General features: G+C 74.4%; 12 protein-coding genes. 4 read left to right on the plus strand and 8 right to left on the minus strand.

The annotated features are described in order from the left end of the window. Positions 1–5: 5 nt before the first annotated feature. A complete protein-coding gene (locus ACGFYH_RS16770) occupies positions 6–260 on the minus strand; it encodes an acyl carrier protein (protein WP_393803861.1) in 255 nt (84 codons plus the stop codon). Between the two features lie 315 nt (positions 261–575). Here ACGFYH_RS16770 and ACGFYH_RS16775 point away from each other — a divergent pair, with 315 nt between their 5' ends. Both ACGFYH_RS16775 and ACGFYH_RS16780 read left to right on the plus strand, forming a co-directional pair. Continuing rightward, on the plus strand, positions 576–2,849 hold the full coding sequence (locus tag ACGFYH_RS16775) for an alpha/beta fold hydrolase (RefSeq protein ID WP_393803862.1): 2,274 nt from the start codon (positions 576–578) through the stop codon (positions 2,847–2,849). Then, positions 2,846–3,592, plus strand: a complete 747-nt coding sequence (locus tag ACGFYH_RS16780) for a class I SAM-dependent methyltransferase (protein ID WP_393803863.1) — start codon at positions 2,846–2,848, stop codon at positions 3,590–3,592. The genes ACGFYH_RS16775 and ACGFYH_RS16780 overlap by 4 nt, the downstream gene beginning before the upstream one ends. A gap of 85 nt (positions 3,593–3,677) precedes the next feature. Here the strand turns inward: ACGFYH_RS16780 and ACGFYH_RS16785 are convergent, their stop codons facing one another. Continuing rightward, positions 3,678–4,394 (minus strand): PIG-L deacetylase family protein, encoded by a 717-nt coding sequence (locus ACGFYH_RS16785; protein WP_393803864.1) that lies wholly within the window; start codon positions 4,392–4,394, stop codon positions 3,678–3,680. A 170-nt stretch (positions 4,395–4,564) separates the two neighbouring features. Here ACGFYH_RS16785 and ACGFYH_RS16790 point away from each other — a divergent pair, with 170 nt between their 5' ends. Next, complete coding sequence (locus ACGFYH_RS16790) at positions 4,565–4,966, plus strand: DUF3224 domain-containing protein (RefSeq protein ID WP_393803865.1); 402 nt, start codon at positions 4,565–4,567, stop codon at positions 4,964–4,966. A gap of 113 nt (positions 4,967–5,079) precedes the next feature. Next, positions 5,080–5,445: a VOC family protein gene (locus ACGFYH_RS16795; protein WP_393803866.1), complete on the plus strand. Its 366-nt coding sequence runs from the start codon at positions 5,080–5,082 to the stop codon at positions 5,443–5,445. Positions 5,446–5,518: 73 nt separating this feature from the next. Here the strand turns inward: ACGFYH_RS16795 and ACGFYH_RS16800 are convergent, their stop codons facing one another. The 6 genes from ACGFYH_RS16800 to fabD (ACGFYH_RS16825) all read right to left on the minus strand — a co-directional run bounded on the left by ACGFYH_RS16800 (position 5,519) and on the right by fabD (ACGFYH_RS16825) (position 20,156). Continuing rightward, on the minus strand, positions 5,519–6,451 hold the full coding sequence (locus ACGFYH_RS16800) for a DUF6039 family protein (protein WP_393803867.1): 933 nt from the start codon (positions 6,449–6,451) through the stop codon (positions 5,519–5,521). Between the two features lie 19 nt (positions 6,452–6,470). Next, a complete protein-coding gene (fabD, locus tag ACGFYH_RS16805; protein ID WP_393803868.1) occupies positions 6,471–8,894 on the minus strand; it encodes an ACP S-malonyltransferase in 2,424 nt (807 codons plus the stop codon). Beyond that, entirely contained in the window at positions 8,891–9,790 is a 900-nt protein-coding gene (locus ACGFYH_RS16810) for a DUF6039 family protein (RefSeq protein WP_393803869.1), read from the minus strand. The genes fabD (ACGFYH_RS16805) and ACGFYH_RS16810 overlap by 4 nt, the downstream gene beginning before the upstream one ends. Positions 9,791–9,929: 139 nt before the next feature. Continuing rightward, positions 9,930–11,489 (minus strand): MDR family MFS transporter, encoded by a 1,560-nt coding sequence (locus ACGFYH_RS16815; protein WP_393803870.1) that lies wholly within the window; start codon positions 11,487–11,489, stop codon positions 9,930–9,932. Between the two features lie 42 nt (positions 11,490–11,531). After that, positions 11,532–17,696: an SDR family NAD(P)-dependent oxidoreductase gene (locus ACGFYH_RS16820; RefSeq protein WP_393803871.1), complete on the minus strand. Its 6,165-nt coding sequence runs from the start codon at positions 17,694–17,696 to the stop codon at positions 11,532–11,534. 132 nt (positions 17,697–17,828) lie between these two features. Continuing rightward, the gene (gene fabD, locus ACGFYH_RS16825; RefSeq protein WP_393803872.1) at positions 17,829–20,156 is read right to left on the minus strand and encodes an ACP S-malonyltransferase; all 2,328 of its coding nucleotides are present in this window, start codon (positions 20,154–20,156) and stop codon (positions 17,829–17,831) included. Positions 20,157–20,180 lie beyond the last annotated feature (24 nt).

Consider the following 20,180-nt stretch of genomic DNA (forward strand, 5'->3'; position numbering starts at 1 on the left):
GGGCGTCACCGGTCCGCCAGACAGCCGCTGACCACGCGCCACAGGTCGGCGGGGGTGGCGAAGCTGGCCGGGACGAGGGCTCCGTCGGGGAACTCGATGCCGTAGGCGTCCTCCAGCCGGGCGGAGAGGCCGACCATGCCGAGGGAGTCCAGGCCGTGCGCGGGCAGGGGGACGTCGGCGCCCAGCGCAGCGGCCGGAGGGTAGTCGGTGAGTGCGGCCCTGACCAGCTTCTCGAAGGTCTCGTCCCAGTTCGTCGCCACGGTGCGCCTCGTCCTTCTCGTCGTCGCCGGGGTGGTGCCGGTGTGCCGGGTGAGCGGTATCGGTGTGCACGCGTGCGGTCGGTTCCGGGAACGTCGCGGAAAGGGCGTGCGAGCTTGGTCGAGAGAAATCCGGCGCGGGGATGCTAACGACGGAATTCACGCCGCCGCAAGGGCGCCCGGGTACTTTTTCGGCGTGCGCACTATTGAGCAGAATTCCGGCCCGTAAAGAGGGGACCATCTGGGTTCTTCATTTTGTTTTCAGGCCCCGGGAATCAGGCGCTCGGCGGCACCCGTCGGCACAGGAGGACGTTACGCATGCCGCAGCGTGTGCTGATCGCCGGTACGTCACCACTCCTCGCGGGCCGGCTCGCCGCCCGCTGTCTGGCGGCCACTGATTCCGCCGCCGACCCCGAGGTGGTCCTGCTGTCCGCCGTCCGGTCCCGTCCCGGGGCGCCGGCGCCTGGCCGGGAGGAGCTGGCCGGGTTCGTGACGCGGTGCGCGGGCGGGGCCGGGGAGCGGCACGCCCTCGACGCGGGGCGGCTGACCGTGGTGTGTGTCGAGCCGGACGCCGTGGAGGCCGAGCTGAAGACCTGGACGGCGGAGCAGGTGTGGTGCGTGGTGCCGGGCTGGGACCGGTCGCCCGCCCGCGGAGCACGCGCGGACGCCGCGCTGGCCGGCTCGCTGCTCTCCGCGCTGCCCGGCCTCGGGGCCCGCGGCCATGTGCACGTGGGCCCGGACACGAGGCCGGACGACGGCCGGGCGCACCGGTCGTACCGGGACCTGGAACGGCTGGCCGTGGAGTCGTGCCTGGACGCCGGGGTGTCCTGGCGGGTGCTGCGCACGGCGCCGGTGGTGGATGCCCGGGCGCCGGTGCTGGGCGAGTGCCCGCCGGGCGCGCACCGGTTGCTGTGGGCGCTGCACTCGGTGCGCACGGAGGTCGAGGACCGGGTGCCCGACTGGTTCGAGCGGCACCCGCTGCGGGTGTCCGGCGTGGCGGGCCTGGGCCTGACCCTGCTGACCGCGGACCGGGCCGCCGGGGAACTCTGGGGGGCCGGCGCGCCGGGGGAGCTGCCCGACGGCTTCGCCTCGGTGCCCCGGCCCGCCCCGGTCCCGCTGGCCGACGTACTCGCCCGGGCCGGCGCGGTGCACGGCATCGACATCCTTCCGGTACCGGACCGCGCGGCCTTCAACGCCGCCGACCGGCTCCTGGACCTCCGCCTGACCGACGTACGCCACCAGGCGGTACGGCTGCGCGAGACGGCACCGGCGGCTTGGGACGAGCGTCGGCCGAGCGGGACGGCGCTCGACACGGCGGACACGGACGCGGGACCGTCCGGCGCCGCGAGGCGCGGGCCGGCCCGGTCCGGCGCACCGGCGCACGACACGGCACGATCAGAGCCGGACGGTACGGGTGCGGCCGGGAGCGCGGCTCCTGAAGCCCTCGCGGCGTCCAGCGCCGTGCCGCCGCTTTCCCCGGAACCTCCCGTGCCCCCGGAACCGGCCCCGCGCGCCGGCCCCCCGGTGCCCGCAGCGCCCCCGCCGCCTCCCGCAGGCGGGGCCTCCCCCGCCCCCTCGGCGGACGCCCCGCCCCTCTCCCCCGCCGGGCAGTGGGAGTTGTTCGGCGCCGTCCGGGCGCGTCGGGTGTCGCCGGACGCGGCGCGGGGCACGGGTCTGCGGCAACAGGTCGTGGAGGTGGCGGGGCGGCCGCTCGTGCTGTTCGAGGGCGGGACCGGCGACGGGCCGCCCCTCCTGGTGCTGAACGCGCTCGGGCAGGGCCCCGGGTTCCTGTCCCGGCTGTGCGCGCACCTGACCCCGCACCACCGCGTCGTCACCTGGCAGGTACGCGGCACCGAGCGGGAGGATCCGGCCTGGGGAAACCGGCACCAGCTCGACGACGTCGACGCGGTGCTGGGGGCCGTCGGCGCCGAGCGCGCCCATCTGCTCGGCTGGTGCACCGGTGCCAAGATCGCCACGGCCTTCCAGCAGCACCGCCCAGAGGCCGTCGCCTCCCTGGTGTTCCTGAACGCCACGTTCCGGCAGAACGACCGCTGGGACGGCATGGACACCAAGTACGAGTCCGACCTCGCGGCGGTGTGCCGCGCGCTGGACCGCAGGCCCGAGAAGGCCGCACGGATGCTCGACCTGCTGGCCCCGGGCGCGGCGGGCGGCAGGGGCAGCCCCGGTGCCCGGGACGCGGGCGTGCTCGGGGTGCTGAGCAGGGCGCTCGTCGACGAGGTGCGCAGGCCCTTCCGGGACGCCGAGGTACTCGTGCGGTACGCCCGTCAGCTCGTGGACCTCTGGCGGCTGGACTCGGCGGCGCAGGCATCCCGGGTGGCCGTGCCGGCGCTGTTCGTCTGCTCGGAGTTCGACGGCATCTCCTCCCCCGCCCGGGCCCGCGAGGCCGCCCGGTGCTTCCCGCACGCGCGGTACGCGGAACTGGCCGTCGCCGGTCACTACGCGCCGCACGACCGTCCCGCCCTGGTGGCGGAGCTGATCACGGAGTTCGTCCGCGCGCCGCAGGAGGTCGCCGACCTCGTGCGGTACGCGGAGATCACCTGGCACATCGACACGGAAGGAACTGCGCGGTGACCGAGGCCAAGGCCTTCGACCGGGTCGCGGACGACTACGACCGGATGCGGGGCGGAATGGAACGCGGCAGACAGGCCGCGGCACAGCTGGCCGGGGACCTGACTCCGGGCCCGGTGCTGGAGGTGGGCGTCGGCACGGGCGTCGTGGCGGCGGGGCTGGCCGAGCTGGGCCACGAGGTGCACGGCGTCGACGTGTCGCTGCCGATGCTGGCGCGGGCCGCCGAACGGCTCCCGGGGCGGGTCTCCGTCGGGGACGCCCGGGCGCTGCCGTTCACCGACGGCAGCTTCGACAACGTGGTGTTCACACACGTCCTGCATCTCGTCGGGGACATGGCCCAGGCGTTGCGCGAGACGGCGCGGGTGCTGCGCCCCGGGGGGCGGCTGCTCGCGGTGCACGGGGATCCCGCCGCCGATCCGGACGAGCTGGTCGCCGTACTGGACCGGCTGGCCGTGCTGCAGCCGCCACGCCCCGACACCCCCGAGGGCCTCGACGCGGCGGCGCGGGCGGCGGGGCTGGAGCGGCTGCGGCACGAGTTCGCCCCTGACTACGAGCGGGCCACGACGCCCCGGCAGCTCCTGGAGAGCCTGGAGCGCCGGCTGCCGCCGTATCTGTGGGAGGTGGACGACGAGACCTGGGCCCGGGTCGTCGAGCCGGCGCTGGCCTCCCTGCGCGCCCTGCCCGACCCGGACCGCCCCCGGATGCAGCAGTGGCGCGTGCACCGCAGCGTGTACGTCAGGAGCTGAGCCGGCGCCTCCCTCGCACGCGGGCCGGGGACGACGGGGCGGGCCGCCCGTCGTCCCCGGCCCGTGGTGCCGGCCGCGGCGGCGGTCAGCGCGGTATGAGTTCGAAGGCGATCGCCGGACGGCCGCCGAAGCGCGCGCCCATCGCCCGGGCCAGGCCAAGCAGCGGGCCGCGGACGTCGGTGACGGGCGGCTGCATGGCCGCCAGATAGCTGGCGTGGGCCTCCAGCGAGGCCACCGCCTGGTCGATGTGGTCGGTGACGTCCACGGCGTGGGTCGGCCTGGGCGAGTTGGAGACCGCCACGTGGCGAACGCCCTGCCAGGGGCCGGGGCCGTCCTCGGGGAAGATCCAGCGGTTGGCCGCGTCGCCGACCGCGTCGAGCAGGGCGCGGCCGGTGTTGCGGTGGTCCGGCGAGTTCCAGCGTCCCGTCGACGTGTGGTCGTGGTGGCAGAAGCCGAGGACCAGTTCGGGGCGGTGGCGGCGGATCGCGGCGGCGAACTCGCGGCGCAGCTCGGCGGAGTACTCGATGCGGCCGTCGGGATGGTCGAGGAACTCCACTCCGGCCGCTCCCACCACGGCCGCGCTGGCCCGCTGCTCCGCCTCGCGGACCTCGGCGGCCTTCTCCGGCGCCATCGAGTCGATGCCGGCCTCGCCCCGGCTGGCCACCAGGTAGGTGACCGACTTCCCGGCCGCGGTCCAGCGGGCCACGGCGCCCGCGGCGCCGAATTCCATGTCGTCGGGGTGCGCCACCACGGCGAGGGCGCGGGTCCAGTCCTCTGGCATTTCCTGGAATTCATCGGTCATGGCCCCGAAGATAACAGCGCGCTTTCCGGTCCCGGTACCCCGGAAATGCTTTTGTCTGCTTCGCTCAAAAGTGAGCAGAGCCTGCGGCGCCGAGGCATGAGAATCCGGCTGATCCCCGTCGGCAGTCCGGCCACCGGTTCGCCGAAATACCGCGAGCGAGAGGACAGCACATGCAGTCGACCAGCACCATGACCTGGGATCCCTGGCAGCCGGCGCCCTATGAGCAGACGGAGGGCGCTCCGCTGCTGCTGCACGGCGAGGTGGCCAACCACTACCGGGGGAACATCGAGGGCGAGGGCGTCCAGCAGGTCCTCATCGCCCTGTCCCCCGACGGGGCGAGTGTGTTCACGGCGCTGGAACGGGTGACGGGCCGGATCGGCGACCGCAGCGGCAGCTTCGTCCTCCAGGTCACCGGCACCACCGGAGGCGGCACGGCCAAGGCCACCCTGGAGGTACTGGACGGTTCAGGAACGGGCGGGTTGACCGGTTTGCGCGGCACCGGCACCTACTTCTGCGACAACCCGGGCCCGGACGGTCACGCGTCGATCGCGTTGGACCACTCCTTCGAGTAGTCCCGGCGATCCGCGTGCGCCCGCCCCGGTGAGGGCCTAGGCTCGCGAACGCCGGAGGTGCACGCGGAGGTTGCACGCCGAGACGACCATCGTCCTGAGGAAGGAAACCTTTCATGTCCCCGATTGGGCAGCTGGCAGCGGTCACCCTTGACGCGCCGGACCCGAAGGCCCTGGCCGAGTTCTACAGCGCCGTCACCGGCTGGCAGACGCTCTTCGCGAGCGAGGACTTCGCCTACATCGGCACCGAGGACGGGTCCAGCCGCATCGGTTTCCAGCGGGTCCCGGGCCTGAAGCAGCCCTCGTGGCCCGGTGACGACAAGCAGATGCACCTCGACTTCAGCGTCAGCGACCTGGACGAGTCGGTGGAGCGGCTGACCTCGCTGGGAGCCACCAGGCCGGACCACCAGCCGGGCGGCGAGAAGTGGGTCGTGCTGATCGACCCGGCCGGTCACCCGTTCTGCGTGACCACCATGGCCTGACACCGGCCCCGCCGGACACGACGCGAGGAGGCCGCGGCACTCACCCGAGTGCCGCGGCCTCCTCGCGTCGGCCTCAGTCCGCCCAGTACTGCGGCGTCAGGCAGCCGTCGTTCCCGCTGCCCTCCAGCATCAGGCTGTCCCAGCGGCCACCACCCTGCTCCTTGGACACCCAGTCCTGCATGTACGTGGCACGCGGCGCCGCGGGGTCGGTGCGGGCGTCGATGCCCATCAGCTTGTACATCGTGCCCAGCGACTTCATGTGGATGAGGAAGTGCATCCGCTCCATGGTCCCGAACAGCTCCTCGAAGACCAGCGCAGTGGCGTCCCCGTCGGCGTTGAGGTTGGTGTTCTCGGCGACCGTGCGGGCGAAGAGGCGTGCCTCGGCCCGGTACTTGTAGCTGAAGTCGACCACCCGGTGCATGATCACGCCGGCGGTGGCCGTGTTGAGGAGCTGGTCGGCGGGGACGGCGGTCTGGTGGTGCGCCGGCTGCACCTCGAACCACGGCTCCTCCCGGTCGGCGGCCAGCGGGCTCATCGACGGGTCCTGGGCCATGGTCTGGGTGGCGGTGCCGAACATCCCCCAACGGTGCGGGAGCATCATGGTCTCCCGCACACTGCCGGGCACGAACGCGGCCTGCCACTCGTCCGCCTGGTGCTGGGAGACATGGCCGCCGAGCACACCGTCCCGGAAGTCGCGGGCGCCGCCCATGTGCAGCAGCCCCTCGTAGTCCTCCAGGGACCGGAAGTGGATCAGCCAGTGCAGACGGTCCTTGACGCCGAAGGTCTCCTCGTAGACGAACACGGTCGCGAGGCCCGGGTGCTTGGTGTTGACGAACTCCGCGGCCTCACGGGCCAGCCGGCGCGCGCTGTCGCCCTGTCCGGCGGCGATCTGCGCGACCCGCTCCACGACGACGCCGGCGTTCGCCGAGTGCAGGATCCGGTCCGCGGGCTGCGCGGTCTGGTGCCGGGCGGGCGGAACACCGGGCGTGCCGCTGTCCAGGGTCATGTTGCTCTCCTCGTATGGGTCATGGGTGGGTCGGTGGACGTGGCCCGGGCTGGGCGTAGGCGGCCAGGCGCTCGTCGAGGACCCGCGCCGCCCCGGTCATCAGCAGCTCGGCGATGCGTTCGACGTGCCGTTCCCGCCAGGACTCGAGGGCGGTGCCGGTGACACAGCGGTTGAAGGCGCCGGCCGCGGGCCCGCAGTGCACCTGGTAGTTGGCCCGCTCGGCGGGGTCTCCGTCCTGGGCGGCCCGGTTGGTGCGGGCGAAGTACGACTTGAACAGGAGCGCCATCCGGCGTCGGGGGTCGCGCTCGACCCGTTCGATCTCGTGAGCGCGCCCGGTGTCCCGGTAGTGGGCGCAGGTCTGCTTCCACGCCTGGTCCAGCGGGGCGCGCAGACAGTCGCGCTCCAGCCAGGTGCGGGTGGCCTCGTCCAGGTCGTCCAGGCCGCCGTGGCCGCGGTAGAGCTGGTACAGCTTGTTGGCCCGGGCCGCGAAGAGGGTGCCCTTGCGGACCACCTGGACGCGGGCACCGAGTTCGAACAGGTCGCCGGCGGGCGCGTACGTGGTGTCCTGGACGTCCAGCGCGGCCAGCAGGTCCTTCACGGCGTCCGAGGTGCCCGCCTGCGGTGAGCACTGGTTGACGGAGCCGGTGACCACGAAGTCGGCGCCCAGCACGAAGGCCGCCGCGACCGCCTCGGGGGTGCCCAGCCCTCCGCAGGCCCCCACCCGCAGGCGGCGGACGTAGCCGTGCAGTGCCGTCAGTTGCTCGGCGAGCGCGGCCGTCGTCGGCACCAGGGCCAGGCTGACCCCGCCGTCGGTGTGGCCGGCCGAGTCGCCCTCCACGCAGATGTCCTGCGCCACCGGCAGCCCGCGGGCCGCGTCGGCCTCTGCGGGGGTCAGCGCGCCCTGGTCGACCAGGCGCCGCAGCAGTTCCCCGGCGGGCGGTGCCATGAAGTGGGCGGCCACCTCGGGGCGTGAGCATTTCGCGACCAGGGTGCGTACGGCGACGGGGGTGCCGTCGGCGGTGCGGTGGGCGCCGGTGAACCGGAAGCGGACGAGCCCGGGAGTGACGGTGGTGAAGGCGGCGGCCTCCACGTGCCGGACGTCGTGCCGCAGCAGCAGGTCGGTCAGGGCGTCCTCGGCACCGGGACGCGTCAGGTCGTGCAGCAGGTTGACGCCGTAGCGGCCGTCGAGGCCCGGGGTGCGGTCGAGTTCGGTGAGGGCCTTCTCGACGGTACCGAGGTCCAGTCCGCCGGCGCCGAAGTAGCCGCGAAGGCCGGCCCGTCCGAGCCGGGCGACCAGTTCCACCGAGGACACACCCCGGAACATGCTGCCCGCGAGGTAGGCGTAGCGCACCCCGTGGTCCCGGCGGAACTCCGCGCTGCCGAGCCGGGCGGCGGCCGGGTCCCGCACGGCTTCCGGCCCGCTGGCGAGGGCCGGGTCCCGCACGGCTTCCGGCCCACTGGCGACAGCTGGGTGCCGCACCGCTTCCGGCCCACGAGCGACGACCGGGACGTCCCGCCGCACCGCCGTCGGGGCGGGAGCAGACACGGACTCCGGCCGCGGAGCGGGAGCAGACACGGACTCCGGCCGCGGGGCGGTGTCGGGCTCGGCCCGTACCGACTCCCACATCGGCCGCAGCATGGGGCGCGGGCCGAACTCGTCGGCCTCGGTCACTCCCCGCCGGATCAGTTCCCGCAGGGTCTCGTGCCAGCGCACCGGGGCCGCGATCTGCCGGGCCAGCAGGTCCGCCACGCCGTCGGCCGGATAGGGCCGGCCGGTGACGTTGGCGATCACGGGGATGCTCGGCGGCCGGAAGCCGACGGCGCCGAGGAAGGCGGCGAAGCGCTCCTGGGCGGGGCGCATGTGCCGGGAGTGGAAGGCACCGCTGGTGGCCAGCGGGACGCAGCGGGCGCCCGGGGTCTCCCGTACGGCGGTGCGGACCGCCTTCATGGACTCGGCCGGCCCCGACACCACCACCTGGGTGGCGGTGTTGAGGTTGGCCAGGTCGACGTCGGCGGCACCGCTGCGGTCGAGCAGGGCTCGGACGGCGTCCGGCGACAGGCCGACGACGGCCAGCATGGCGCCGCCGTCCGCCTCGCCCATCAGCTCCCCGCGCCGGCACACCAGCCGCAGGCCGGTCTCGAAGTCGAAGCAGCCCGCGGCGAGCAGCGCGTTGTACTCGCCGAGACTGTGTCCCGCCAGGAGGTCGGGTGCGGGGCCCTCCGCCAGCGCCTGTGCACAGGCGAGCGCGTTGACGACGTACAGCGCGGGCTGGGTCCACCGGGTGCGGTTCAGCCGGCCGTCGGGGTCGTCCAGGCACAGGGCACGCACGGACTCGCCGAGGACACGGTCGGCGGCCGTCACGTACTCGGGGAAGCGGTCGAAGAGCGCCTGCCCCATGCCGACGCGCTGCGCCCCCTGGCCGGCGAAGAGCCAGGCCTTCACGCGCCCGGGTGAAGCTGGTACGGCAGCAGCACGGTGTCCTCGATGGTGCCGGGCACGTAGGAACGGCCCCAGGTGCCGCCGCCCTTGCGTTCGGCGATGAACTGCCGTTCGCCCAGCGCTCGGAAGTCGGCGTCCGTGCGTTCGAGTTCGAGCAGTTCCTGGTAGGCGTCGAAGTCCTTGAGATGGACGAGCCAGTGCAGCCGGTCCATCACACCGAAGGTCTCCTCGTAGAGGTACGAGGTGGCGCGGCCGGGCAGCTTGCGGTTGACCTCGTTCTGCCAGGCGAACGCGTACAGCCGGGCCTCCTTGCGGAACTCGTGCGAGGCCTGTCCGGTGCGGTGCAGGGTGACCAGCGCGTTCGCGGAGTGCAGCAGCTCGGTGTCGGACTGGTCGGTCTGCAGCTTGGCCGGGTCCACCCAGAGTTCGCCGCTGTCGTGGTCGTCCTCCTCGTGCACGAGCCCGTGCTGCGGGACGAGGATGCGTTCGCGCACGGAGCCCTCGACGACGGCCCGGCCCCACACGCCGGCGCTGGCGTCCTCGGGCACGCGGTCGCTCTCCAGCATGTCGATCATCTTCTCGTCGTGATCGACCATGTGCAGGCTGATGGCGTAGTCGTTCGGGGTCTTCCAGTGGATCAGCCAGTGCACCCGGTCCTGCTTGCCGAACGCCTCCTCGTAGAAGTAGAAGGAGGCACCGTTGAGGTCGGACTGGTTCATGTAGGCGATCACGTCGGCGAAGAGTTTGCGGCCCTCGTCGCGGTGCTCGTACTTCAGCTGGGCGCTGCGGGCGATGGTGAAGCCAGAGTTGCCCGAGTGCAGCAGCTTGTCGGCGGGCATGGGGCTCTGGGCCGACGCGGGGCTGGGACCGGCCGCGCTCCGGGCTGTCCGCTGATCCATGAATGGCCGTCCTTCCAGTGCGCAGAATGCGTGGCTCGTGCCGGGCCTGGGGCCGGCGCGAGCCACGCTAGGCGGACCGACGTCCGGGGGCTGCACAACTTTGAGCAGGCGGTGGGCGGTCCCGGCCGCCTCGGGCGGGTCAGCCGGCCGCGGGCGCCTCCTGCGCCGGCTCCTTGGCGGCCGGGGCGCTCCCGCGGGGCATCTCCTTGAGGAACAGGGACACCACGAGGGCGATTCCGACCAGCAGGACGCACACCAGGAACATGTCGCCCATGGCGTGCGCGTAGCCGTCCAGGGCGTCCCCGCGCGCCGGTTCGGGCAGCCGGTGCAGGGCCGTGACGCCCTGGTCGGCGGCGCGTGCCGCGTCCGGGCCGACGTCTGCCAGTCGGTCGGCCGCCCGGCTGGTGAGTACGGTGCCCAGGAGCGCGACCCCGACCGCGGACCCCATGCGCTGGAAGAAGTTCGCGGCGCTGGTGGCCGCACCGATGTCCTGTGGCGGCACGGAGTTCTGCACGGCGGTGATGACGGGCTGCATCACCAGGCCGACTCCGGCGCCGAACAGGAAGGCGTACAGGCCGATCTGCCAGTAGGGGGTGTCGGCGTCGAGCCGGGACAGCAGCAGCATGGTGACGACCAGCAGTGCGGAGCCGGAGACCGGGAACACCTTGTACCGGCCGCTCTTGCTGATCAGCTGGCCGGAGCCGATGGAGGTGAGGGTCAGTCCGAACATCGCGGGCAGCATGGCCATTCCGGAGCGGGTGGAGGACATGCCCATGACGGCCTGGAAGTACAGCGGCAGGTACACGATGCCGGCGAACATGGCCGCCCCGGCGAGCAGTCCGAACAGGGCTCCGACGCCGAAGACCGGGTTGCGGAACAGGCGCATGGGGATGACGGGTTCGGCCGCCCGGTTCTCCGCCCACACGAACAGGGCTGCGAGCACGACGGCGCCGGCGGCCAGCAGCAGCGATCCGGGGGCGGCCCAGCCATAGGCGTCGCCCGACCAGTTGAGGTACAGCAGTGCGCACACGACGGCACCGGCCACCAGCGCGGCGCCGGTGAAGTCGATGGTGTGCGGGCGCTGGGGGCTGCGGACGCGCAGGCCGACGGCGGTCGCCACCAGGGCCAGCACGCCGACCGGCACGTTGATCAGGAAGATCCAGCGCCAGCCCGGGCCGTCCGTGAACCAGCCGCCGACCAGCGGCCCGACCACGCTCGACAGGCCGAACACCGCCCCGAACATGCCCTGGTAGCGGCCCCGGCGCTCCGGTGGCACCACGTCGGCGATCACCGCGAGCGCCAGCACGAACAGACCGCCCGCGCCGAGGCCCTGGACGCCGCGGAAGACGATGAGCTGCCAGATGCTCTGTGCCACACCGCACAGCACGGACCCCACGACGAAGACGCCGATGGCGCACTGCACCACGGCCCGGCGGCCGTAGAGGTCGGACACCTTGCCCCACAGCGGGGTGACGGCCATGGAGGTGACCAGGTAGACCGTGACCACCCAGGGCAGGCGTTCGAGACCACCCAGTTCGCCGACGATACTGGGCAGGGCGACACTGACGACGGTCTGGTCCAGGGCCGACAACAGCATCGCCACCATCACACCGGCGATGGCCAGCGTGGCCTGGCGAGGGGTGGGCAGCGCCGGTGCCGCGTCCGCGGACCCTGTGGCCGCCTCTGCGGAGTTGTCCATGGTGGTGCTTCCTTCCGTGCGTGACGGGCGGCGGGCCGGGGGCTACGGCACCCGTGCCGCCGGGCTGGATTCGGGAACGCCGTCCGTCACCTGGCGGGTGACGAAGCGCAGATCGAGGATGGCCGCACGGGCGGGTGCCGGCCGGGGCTCCGCCTGCGGCACGGGGGACGCCTGGGGCTCCGCCCGCGGCACGGCGGACGCCTGGGGGGCCGCCTGCGGCACGGGGGGCGCCTGGGGGGCCCGGGCGGGACCGCCGTCCGCCTTCCGGTCCAGCCACAGCCGCCGTCGTGTGTAGGCGGGTGCGGGCAGCGGCTCGCGTACCGGTACGCCCGCCGGCCGATCGGCCGGGTCGAGGGCGGAGGCGACGAGGTGGGCGTTGGTGCCGCCCAGCCCGAAGGAACTGATCCCGGCCACCCGCCGTGCGGGCGGTGCCGTCCACTGTTCGGCCGTGATCACGGGCCGGAACGGCGAGTGGGCGAAGTCGAAGCGGGGGTTGGGCGTCTCGCAGAACAGGGTGGGCGGCACCACCCCGTGCTCCAGACTCAGCGCGACCTTGATCAGACCCGCCACGCCGGCCGCGCTCAACAGGTGGCCGACGTTGGCCTTCAGGCTGCCGATGCAGCAACGGCCGTACGGCTCCTCGGCGCCCGAGAAGGCGTCGGTGAGCGCCTTGAGTTCCATCGGGTCGCCGATCCTGGTGGCCGTCCCGTGCGCCTCCACCAGTCCGATCTCCTCGGCCCGGCGCCCGGCCGCGGCGAGGGCCTTGCGGACGACGTCGGTCTGGGCGGCCGGGTTCGGCGTGGTCGTGCCCATGGTGTGGCCGTCGTTGTTGACGGCGACCGCCTCGATCACCGCGTGCACGCGGTCGCCGTCACGCAGGGCGGCGGCCAGCGGTTTCAGCAGGACCGCGCCGCAGCCCTCCCCCGGCACGATGCCGTCCGCCCGCTCGTCGAACGGTCGGCAGCGGCCGGTGGGCGACAGCACGCGGGCGGCGCTGAACTCCAGGTAGGGACGCTCGTCCAGCAGGATCTCCACCCCGCCGGCCAGGGCCAGTTCCGCCTCCCCGGACAGCACGCTGCGGCACGCCAGCTGCACACTCACCAGGGAGGACGAACAAGCGCTGTCCACCACGAGGTTGGGGCCCCGGAAGTCGAAACGGTGCGCCACCTGGGCGGCCAGGAAGTTCTGGTCGGACTGGAGCACGTCGGGGCGCAGCGGCGCGCGCAGCGGGTAGGAGGAGATCCGCCCGCCGACGAAGACGCCCACGTCCCGGCCGCGCAGTTCCTCGCCCCGGTAGCCGGCGTCGGCCAGACAGTCGCGGGTGGCCTCAAGGAACAGCCTGATCCCCGGGTCCAGCACGGTGGCCTCGTCGTCGGTGAGCTGGAAGGGCCCGGGGTCGAACAGGTCGATTCCGTCCAGGAACCCGCCCCACTTCCCGTTGCTCCGGCCCAGTTCGTGGTCCGGGCGGTAGTGGGTCCCGGTGTCCCAGCGTTCGACCGGTACCTCGGTGACGGCGCAGCGGCCTTCGAGCAGGTTGCGCCAGAAGGCGGCGACGTCCGGGGCGCCAGGGAATCGTCCGGCCATGCCGACGACGGCCACCTTGCCGTCGGTGCGGCTGCCGGCGGGGGCCGCGGTGGTCGGCGCCGGGGCAGGGAGCGGGAGCGCGGCGGGGTCCGGTACGGGTGCCCCGGCCACCGGTTCGAGTGCCCCGGCCACCGGTTCGGGGTGCGGAGCGAGGCCGAGGGACGTCAGGTGGTCGTGGAGCTGCCGCACCGAGGGGTGCTCCAGCAGCAGCGAGGGCGGCAGGCGCTTGCCGACGGCCTCCTCGACGTGCTCCAGCAGTTCCCCCAGCATCACGGACTCCACACCGAGGTCGGTGAAGTCGGCCGTGGTGTCGAGGTCGGCCTCCGGGGTGCCCAGGACCGCGCACACCAGCGGGACCAGCCAGGCGGGGCCGCCGTCGGTGCGCGAGGGAGCCGGTGCCGGTTCCGGTGGCACGGCCGGCGTCTCGCCCGCCCGGGTGTCCAGCAGGGTCTCCGCGTCGAAGGAGGCGTCCAGGGGCACGGCCGGCAGGACCGTGCCGCCCCAGGGCATGGCGATCACCTGCTCAAGGACGCGCAGCCCCGTGGCGTCGTCGACGGTGTCCAGGCCGACGGGGACGCAGACGTTGTCCTTGCCGCGTGCCGCGCCGCTCTCGGCCCACATCGGCCAGGCCACGGAACGGAAGTGGCCGCCACCGGTGCGGACCCGGTGGCCGAGCAGCAGGTCCGTCGCCGCGTTGGCCGCCGCGTAGTCGGTGACGCCGACGGCGAGACGCGGCACGAGGGCACAGGCAGAGGAGAACGCCACGAAGAAGTCCAGCCGGTCGTCCTCGCACAGGGAGGCGAGTGTCTCAAGGCCGTCGGCCTTGGGCGCGAAGGTCGCCAGGACGGTGGTGGTGCCCTTGCCGACGAAGGCGGGCCGGCCGCCGCCGAGACCGCCGGCACAGTGCACCACGCCGCCCAGGGGACCCAGTTCGGACCGCACCCGTTCCAGGAAGGCACCGACGGCGGCCCGGTCGGTGAGCGGGCCGGTGTGGACCAGGACACGCGCGCCGAGCTGTTCCAGTCGCTGTACGCCGGCGACGGCCTCCGCTTCGGCGGCGCCGAGCGCTCCGGGGGTGTCCCACCGCTCGCGGGGTGGCAGGGGCCGGCCGCCGAGCACCGCGACGGCCCGTGCTCCGCGCTGGACGAGGTGTGCGGCAATCCGGGCGCCGATGCCTCGGGTGCCGCCGGTGACGACGTAGGCGCGACCGGGGTCCGGGGCGAGCGGGGCGTGCCGGGCCAGGGTGGGGCGCAGGACGGGCTCGTAGCGCAGTCCGTGCCGGTGGCAGATCTCGGCGCGCTGCCCCGGCCGGTGCCACTCGCCCCAGAGTGCGACGGCCAGCCGTTCCGGTTCGGCGGTGGGCAGATCGGTGTCGAGGACGGTGGTGTCCAGTCGCTGGTACTCGGCGCCGAGGCAGCGCAGGAACCCCGCCATGCGGGCGCCGGACGGGCAGGGAGCGGGCCCGTCGAGGTCCTGGAGTCCCCGTACCGCCTGGAGGCCGCGCAGCCGGGCGCCGGGCCGGGCTGCGATGAGCCGGCGGATCAGCAGCAGGCGGGCGGTCCAGGGGCCGGGGTCGGCGGGGTCGGGCCGGTCGAGGTCGGTGAGGTCGATCCAGCCGGCGACCACAGGGTGGCGGGCGAGCAGCTCGTCGGTGACGGCGTCCGCCTGGCCGTCGTCGCCGAACTCCCCCGGGCTGCCCGGCGAGTGACCGTCGTGCACGAGGACCGGGACGAGGGTGCCGGGCGGTGCGGTGCGTGCGAGCGCGTCGGCCACGGTTCGGGTCGCGGTGCCGTACAGGCACACCACGACGCCCTCGGCGGGTCCCCTCCCGTCGGCCGCCTCCCCGGTGGGCAGCCACTCGCGACGCAGCAGCACGGTGTCCTCGGCGCCCTGTCCAGGGGCCGGCGTGTCACGGTCGGACCCGGCGCCCGGGAGGCCGACGGGGCCGCCGGTGTCGTCCTCCTCACGGATCCAGCAGCGCATCGCGGCGAAGGGATACGACGGCAGGGAGATGACGCGCGGCGCGGCGCCGGTGTACAGGCGGGTCCAGTCGACGGGACCGCCGGTCACCCAGTGCCGGGCCAGTGCGGCGAGGTCGGGGTCCGGGCCGTCCGGCAGCAGGCGTCCCTGAGGCCGGCCGCCGTGTGGTGCCCGGCCGCGCACCACACCCTCGGTGTCGGTGTCTCCGTGTGCCGCGAACTCCGCCAGGCGGGCGGCGGCGTCCGCCGCGTCGCCGACGACGACCGCCAGGCGTTCGCGCAGTGGTTCGCGGCCGACCTGGAGGGTCCAGGCGACGTCGGCGAGCGGAGCCCCGTCCGGGCGGCGCAGCCGGGTGGCGAGGCGGGAGGCGGTGTCTCTCAGGCGCCCTTCGTCGTGGGCGGAGAGCACGAGCAGCCGGGGTGCCGGGCCGGTGTCCGTGTCCTGGCGGGCGGGGGTGGGGAACTCCTCCAGCACCACGTGGGCGATGGTCCCGCCGGCGCCGAAGGAGCTGATGCCCGCGCGGCGGGGGCGGGGTGTGCCGTCCGGGCCGACCGGCCGCGGCCAGGGGGCGGCCGTGTGCTGGGCGCGGAAGGGAACGGTGTCCCAGTCGATGTCCGGGTTGAGTCGGTCCACGTGCAGGGTCGGGGCCAGGGTGCCGTGTTCCATCTGCAGGAGGCACTTGGTGAGCGCGGCCATGCCGGCGGCGGCCTCGGCGTGCCCGATGGTGGACTTCACCGAGCCTATGGGCAGGGAGCCCGGGGGGCGGTCGTCGCCGCCGAACACCCGGGTGAGTCCGTCGATCTCGACGGGGTCACCGAGCGCGGTGCCGGCGCCGTGCGCCTCCACGTAGTCGATGTCGGCGGGCCGCAGACCGGCGTCGGCGAGGGCGTCCCGGACGACCTCGCCCTGGGCGACGGGGGACGGCACGATGTAGCCGTTGGTGCGTCCGGCGTGCACCACGGCGGTGCCCCGGATCACCGCCCGCACCCGGTCGCCGTCGGCCAGGGCGCGGGCCAGTGGCTTCAGCACCAGTACGCCCACCGCCTCGGCCGGCACGAACCCGTCGCCGCCCGCACCGAAGCTGCGGCAGCGCCGGGAGCTGGAGGTCAGGGACATGAGCCGCTGCTGCACGAACTTGTTCGGGTGCAGGGAGAGGTTGACGGCCCCGGCGAGGGCGACCTCGCAGTCCCCGGCGCGCAGTGCGCGGACGGCCAGGTGCAGGGCGGCGAGCGACGAGGAGCACATGGTGTCCACGGCGAGGCTCGGGCCGTGCAGGTCGAGGATGTACGAGACCCGGTTGGCGATGTTGCCGAGCGCGCCACCGCTGTAGGCGGGGCGCCCTCGCAGGGTCTCCTCCACACCGAAGAAGGCGTAGTCGGCGTACATGGCGCCCGCGTAGACGCCGACGCGCGACCGGTGCCGCTCGCGCAGCCGCTGCCGGGGGTGGGCGGCGTTCTCCAGGGCGGCCCACGCCGTCTCCAGGAAGAGGCGTTCGTGCGGGTCCATGAGGGCGGCGTCGCGGGGGGTGATGCCGAACAGCAGCGGGTCGAAGCGGTCGACGCCGTCGAGGAAGCCGCCGGTCATCTCGTCGACGGGCCAGCCGGGCCGGTGCCGGTCGGCGGGCAGGCCGGTGACGCAGTCGTGTCCGGATTCCAGGTTGGCCCAGAACGCCTCCAGGTCCGGGGCCTGCGGGTATCGGCCCGCGACACCGATGACGGCTATCGCGCCGCCGGTCTCCTCGGCCGGGCCCGGATCCGCGGCGGCCCGCGGTGCGTGAGCCGGCCGGGCCCCGGTCCGCGGCCGTTCGGCGTCCGGCGCCCGGCGCGGGGTGGCTCCGCAGCGGCGCACGGCGTCCTCGGCCACGCGGGCCATGTCGCCGTGTTCGAAGAACAGGGTTCGGGTGCGGACCCCCCAGTCCTCCGCCAGCAGCCGGTTGAGTTCGCCCACCTGGAGCGAGGTGAGGCCGTACTCCACGAAGGGAGTGTGGGCGTCGAGTTCGTCCCGGGGTATCCCGGACACCTCGGCGTATCTCTCCAGGAGGGCGGCGGTCAGGTCGGCCGCGCGCGGGTCCGTCCCCGTGTCCCGCGCGGTGTCGGCGGCCGGTGCCGGGGTGGGCTGCGGCGCGGGCGCGCCGGTGGTGGTGAAGGGGTACACCGGCAGGGCGACGCGGGTGCGGGGGGTGCGCCAGTAGGTCTCCCAGGGCAGGTCGGCGCCCTGGGCCCACAGCCGGGCCGCGTCGGTGGCGGTGCCGGGCACGCCGGCCGGTGCACGGCCGGCCTGTCCGGTGTGGACGGCGGGGTCGGAGCGGCCGGTGAGGAAGGTTCCGAGCGCGGCGACGACATCGGCCAGGCCGGGGTGTACGACGGCGAGCCGGTGCCGCATGGGCACCCTGCCGGTCTGGGTGGTCCAGGCGACGTCGGCGGCGGTGGGCGCCCGGTCCTGGCGCAGCAGCAGGGCGAGCCGGTCGCGCAGGCCGCGGGCGGCGCGGGCGAGCCGGTCGGGGTCGCCGGCCGACACGAGCACGACGCAGGGGTCGACCGGGCCCGTCCCCGGGTCGCCGGACGGCGTGCCCGGGGGCGCCGTAGGGGCGGACGTACCGCCGTCGGGCCGGGTGTCGGTGTCGGTGCGCTCCACAGGGTTCATGCCCTCACTCCACGGGGGTCGGCCTCGGCTCGGTCCGGGTCGGGCCGGGCATGCCGCATGCCCGTGGGGTCCCGTGGGCGGGACCCCGCTGTCCGCCGCAGACCGTAGCGATTGCTTGATATGTCCGCTGATTCATGGGCGCGTTTCGGCCCGTCTCGGGGCCCTCGCGCTCAGCAGTTCCGCAGCGTTTGTCAGGAGGTGTCCGGCCACCGCGTCCGGAGTGCGGGCGGTCCACGCGGCCAGTGCGGTGCCGGCCACGGCGCGGTTGAAGCGGGTGAGTTCCGCGTCGCACGGCAGCTGGTGGTCCAGGGGCCGCACGGGGATGCCGGCCGGTGTGCGGCGTGCGGTCTCCCGCGCGTACCGGCGGAACACGTCGGCCGTGCGGAGGCGCCCGTCGGCTCGGGTGTCCGCCGGCGGCCGAGTGGCCGGACCGCCGAGGAGGTGTTCCTCGATGTGCCGGCGCCGGACTTCGGGAACGTCGGCGAAATACCGGTGTTCGCGCAGGAGCCGGTGCAGCAGTCCCGCCCGTGCGGGGAACAGGGTGCCCCGGCGGACGACCCGCGCGAGAACGCCTAGGGTGGCGTGCCGTTCGGTGGGCGCCCACGTGACGTCGTCGTCGCCGGCCCGTGCGAGGGTGTCCTTGAGGGGGCCGTCCAGTCGGGCCTCGGGTGCGCAGGCGGTGAGCGAGGTGCAGACGAGAAACGCCGCGCCGAGGGCGAAGGCGGTGGCGGCCTGCTCCGGTGTGCCGACGACTCCGCACAGGCCCACGTGCACGGGTTCGGGCCCGGGGCTCCGGGCGGCGAGCGCGGCCACGGAGGGCAGTAGTTGGCAGGCGTCGGCGCCGTGGTCGTGCCAGCCCCCCGGTGCCTGGACGGCCAGGTCGGATGCGACGGGCAGCTCACGGGCGACGTCGGCCTCTCCCGCCGACAGGCCTTTGGTGCGGACGAGTTCGGCCAGCTGGGCCGGGGCGGGCGGGCGCAGGAAGGCGGCGGCCTGATCGGGTCCGGTGACGCGGGCGATGACGTGCCGTACGGCGACCGGGGTGCCGCCCGGGCCGCGGTGGGCGCCGGTGAAGCGGAAGCGGACGAGCGCCGCGTCGGGGCCGTGCGGGTGGCCGGTCTCGACGTGCCGCACCTCGTGCGCGAGCAGCGCGGTGACCTGTTCGTCCGCGTCCGCGCCGGGACGCAGCCCGACCCCCCAGCCGTGCCGGCCCGCCCGGCTCAGGGACGCCGGGTCCGGGGGGCCGGGAACCGGATCGGTGAAGGCCGCGAGCCCCGCCGCCCGAGCGACCCGGCAGACCTCGTCGCCCACGGCTCCGTCCCCGGTCCCGGACACGACCCAGGCCAGTTCGGTCCCGTACCGCTCCCTGAACCGCGCCGCGCCGAGCCGCTCCCGGGTCACCGGTACCCGGCGGTGCCGCGTCGCGTCCGCCTTCGGCCGCGTCGGCGGCGCTCCCGCGCTGTCACCGCCTGTCTCCGGCCCCGGCCGCGCGTCCTTCGCCGAGCGGGGCCCGGAGTCCCGCCCGTTGCGCGCTGACGGGGCCGCCCCGCCACCGGCGTCCGCGCCCGTGCCGCTCCCGGGCACCCGGCCGTCGGCGCCCTGGGTCCCCGTCGGCGGCGCGAGTTCGGTCCGGGCCGTCGCCCACAGCTTGGTCAGCACGCTTCCGGGGCCCAGCTCGACCAGCTCGGTGACCCCCTGTTCGACGAGATGGGCCAGGCTGTCCCACCAGCGCACCCCCCGGCACATGTGTTCGCGCAGCCGGAGGGCGATCCGGTCCGCCCGGTGGGGGCGGGCCGTGACGTTGGAGACGACGGGGACGCGGGGCTCGTGAAAGGTGACGGTGTCCAGGACGGCGCCGAGTTCCTCGGCGGCCTCGGCCATGTAGCGGGAGTGGGCGGCGACGCTGATGTGCAGCAGTACGCACTTGCCCGCGCCCGCACGGCGGAGCACGGGCCCGAGGGCGCGGACGGAGTCCTCGGGACCCGAGAGGACCGTCTGCACGGGCGAGTTGTGGTTGGCGACGTCGACGTCGTCCGCGCCCTCACGGCGCATGATCTCCCACAGCCGCTCGACGTCCAGTCCCACGACCGCGAGCATGCCGCCCCCGCTCGCCCGCCCCATGATCTCGGCGCGGGCCACGACGAGACGCAGCCCGGTCTCGAAGTCGAGGGCGCCGGACGCGTACAGCGCCGTGTACTCGCCGAGACTGTGTCCGATCATGCAGTCGGGCTGCGGCTCACGGGCGGCGCGGTCGAGGTAGGTCAGCGCGCCGAGGGTGTACAGGACGGGTTGCAGGACGCGGGTGTCGCGCAACGCGGTCTGATCGGCGACCAGTTCGCGTACCGGGCGGCCGAGTACGGCGTCCGCGCGTGCGAGCGTCTCGGGGTGGCGGTCCAGGAGGCCGGCGCCCATGTCCTTGCGCTGGGAACCCTGGCCGGGGAATGCCCATACGACTCTCATCGGCGGCCTTCCCCGTGCTCCGTC

Origin of the sequence: Streptomyces sp. NPDC048392, assembly GCF_043200575.1 — a bacterium.
Lineage (GTDB): Bacteria > Actinomycetota > Actinomycetes > Streptomycetales > Streptomycetaceae > Streptomyces.

Excerpts from the sequence above, each read along its gene's own strand:
- ACGFYH_RS16775 (WP_393803862.1), top strand. The coding sequence starts at position 576 with ATGCCGCAGCGTGTGCTGATCGCCGGTACGTCACCACTCCTCGCGGGC.
- ACGFYH_RS16785 (WP_393803864.1), bottom strand. The coding sequence starts at position 4,394 with ATGACCGATGAATTCCAGGAAATGCCAGAGGACTGGACCCGCGCCCTC.
- ACGFYH_RS16790 (WP_393803865.1), top strand. The coding sequence starts at position 4,565 with ATGCAGTCGACCAGCACCATGACCTGGGATCCCTGGCAGCCGGCGCCC.
- ACGFYH_RS16795 (WP_393803866.1), top strand. The coding sequence starts at position 5,080 with ATGTCCCCGATTGGGCAGCTGGCAGCGGTCACCCTTGACGCGCCGGAC.
- ACGFYH_RS16800 (WP_393803867.1), bottom strand. The coding sequence starts at position 6,451 with ATGACCCTGGACAGCGGCACGCCCGGTGTTCCGCCCGCCCGGCACCAG.
- ACGFYH_RS16810 (WP_393803869.1), bottom strand. The coding sequence starts at position 9,790 with ATGGATCAGCGGACAGCCCGGAGCGCGGCCGGTCCCAGCCCCGCGTCG.
- ACGFYH_RS16815 (WP_393803870.1), bottom strand. The coding sequence starts at position 11,489 with ATGGACAACTCCGCAGAGGCGGCCACAGGGTCCGCGGACGCGGCACCG.
- ACGFYH_RS16820 (WP_393803871.1), bottom strand. The coding sequence starts at position 17,696 with ATGAACCCTGTGGAGCGCACCGACACCGACACCCGGCCCGACGGCGGT.
- fabD (WP_393803872.1), bottom strand. The coding sequence starts at position 20,156 with ATGAGAGTCGTATGGGCATTCCCCGGCCAGGGTTCCCAGCGCAAGGAC.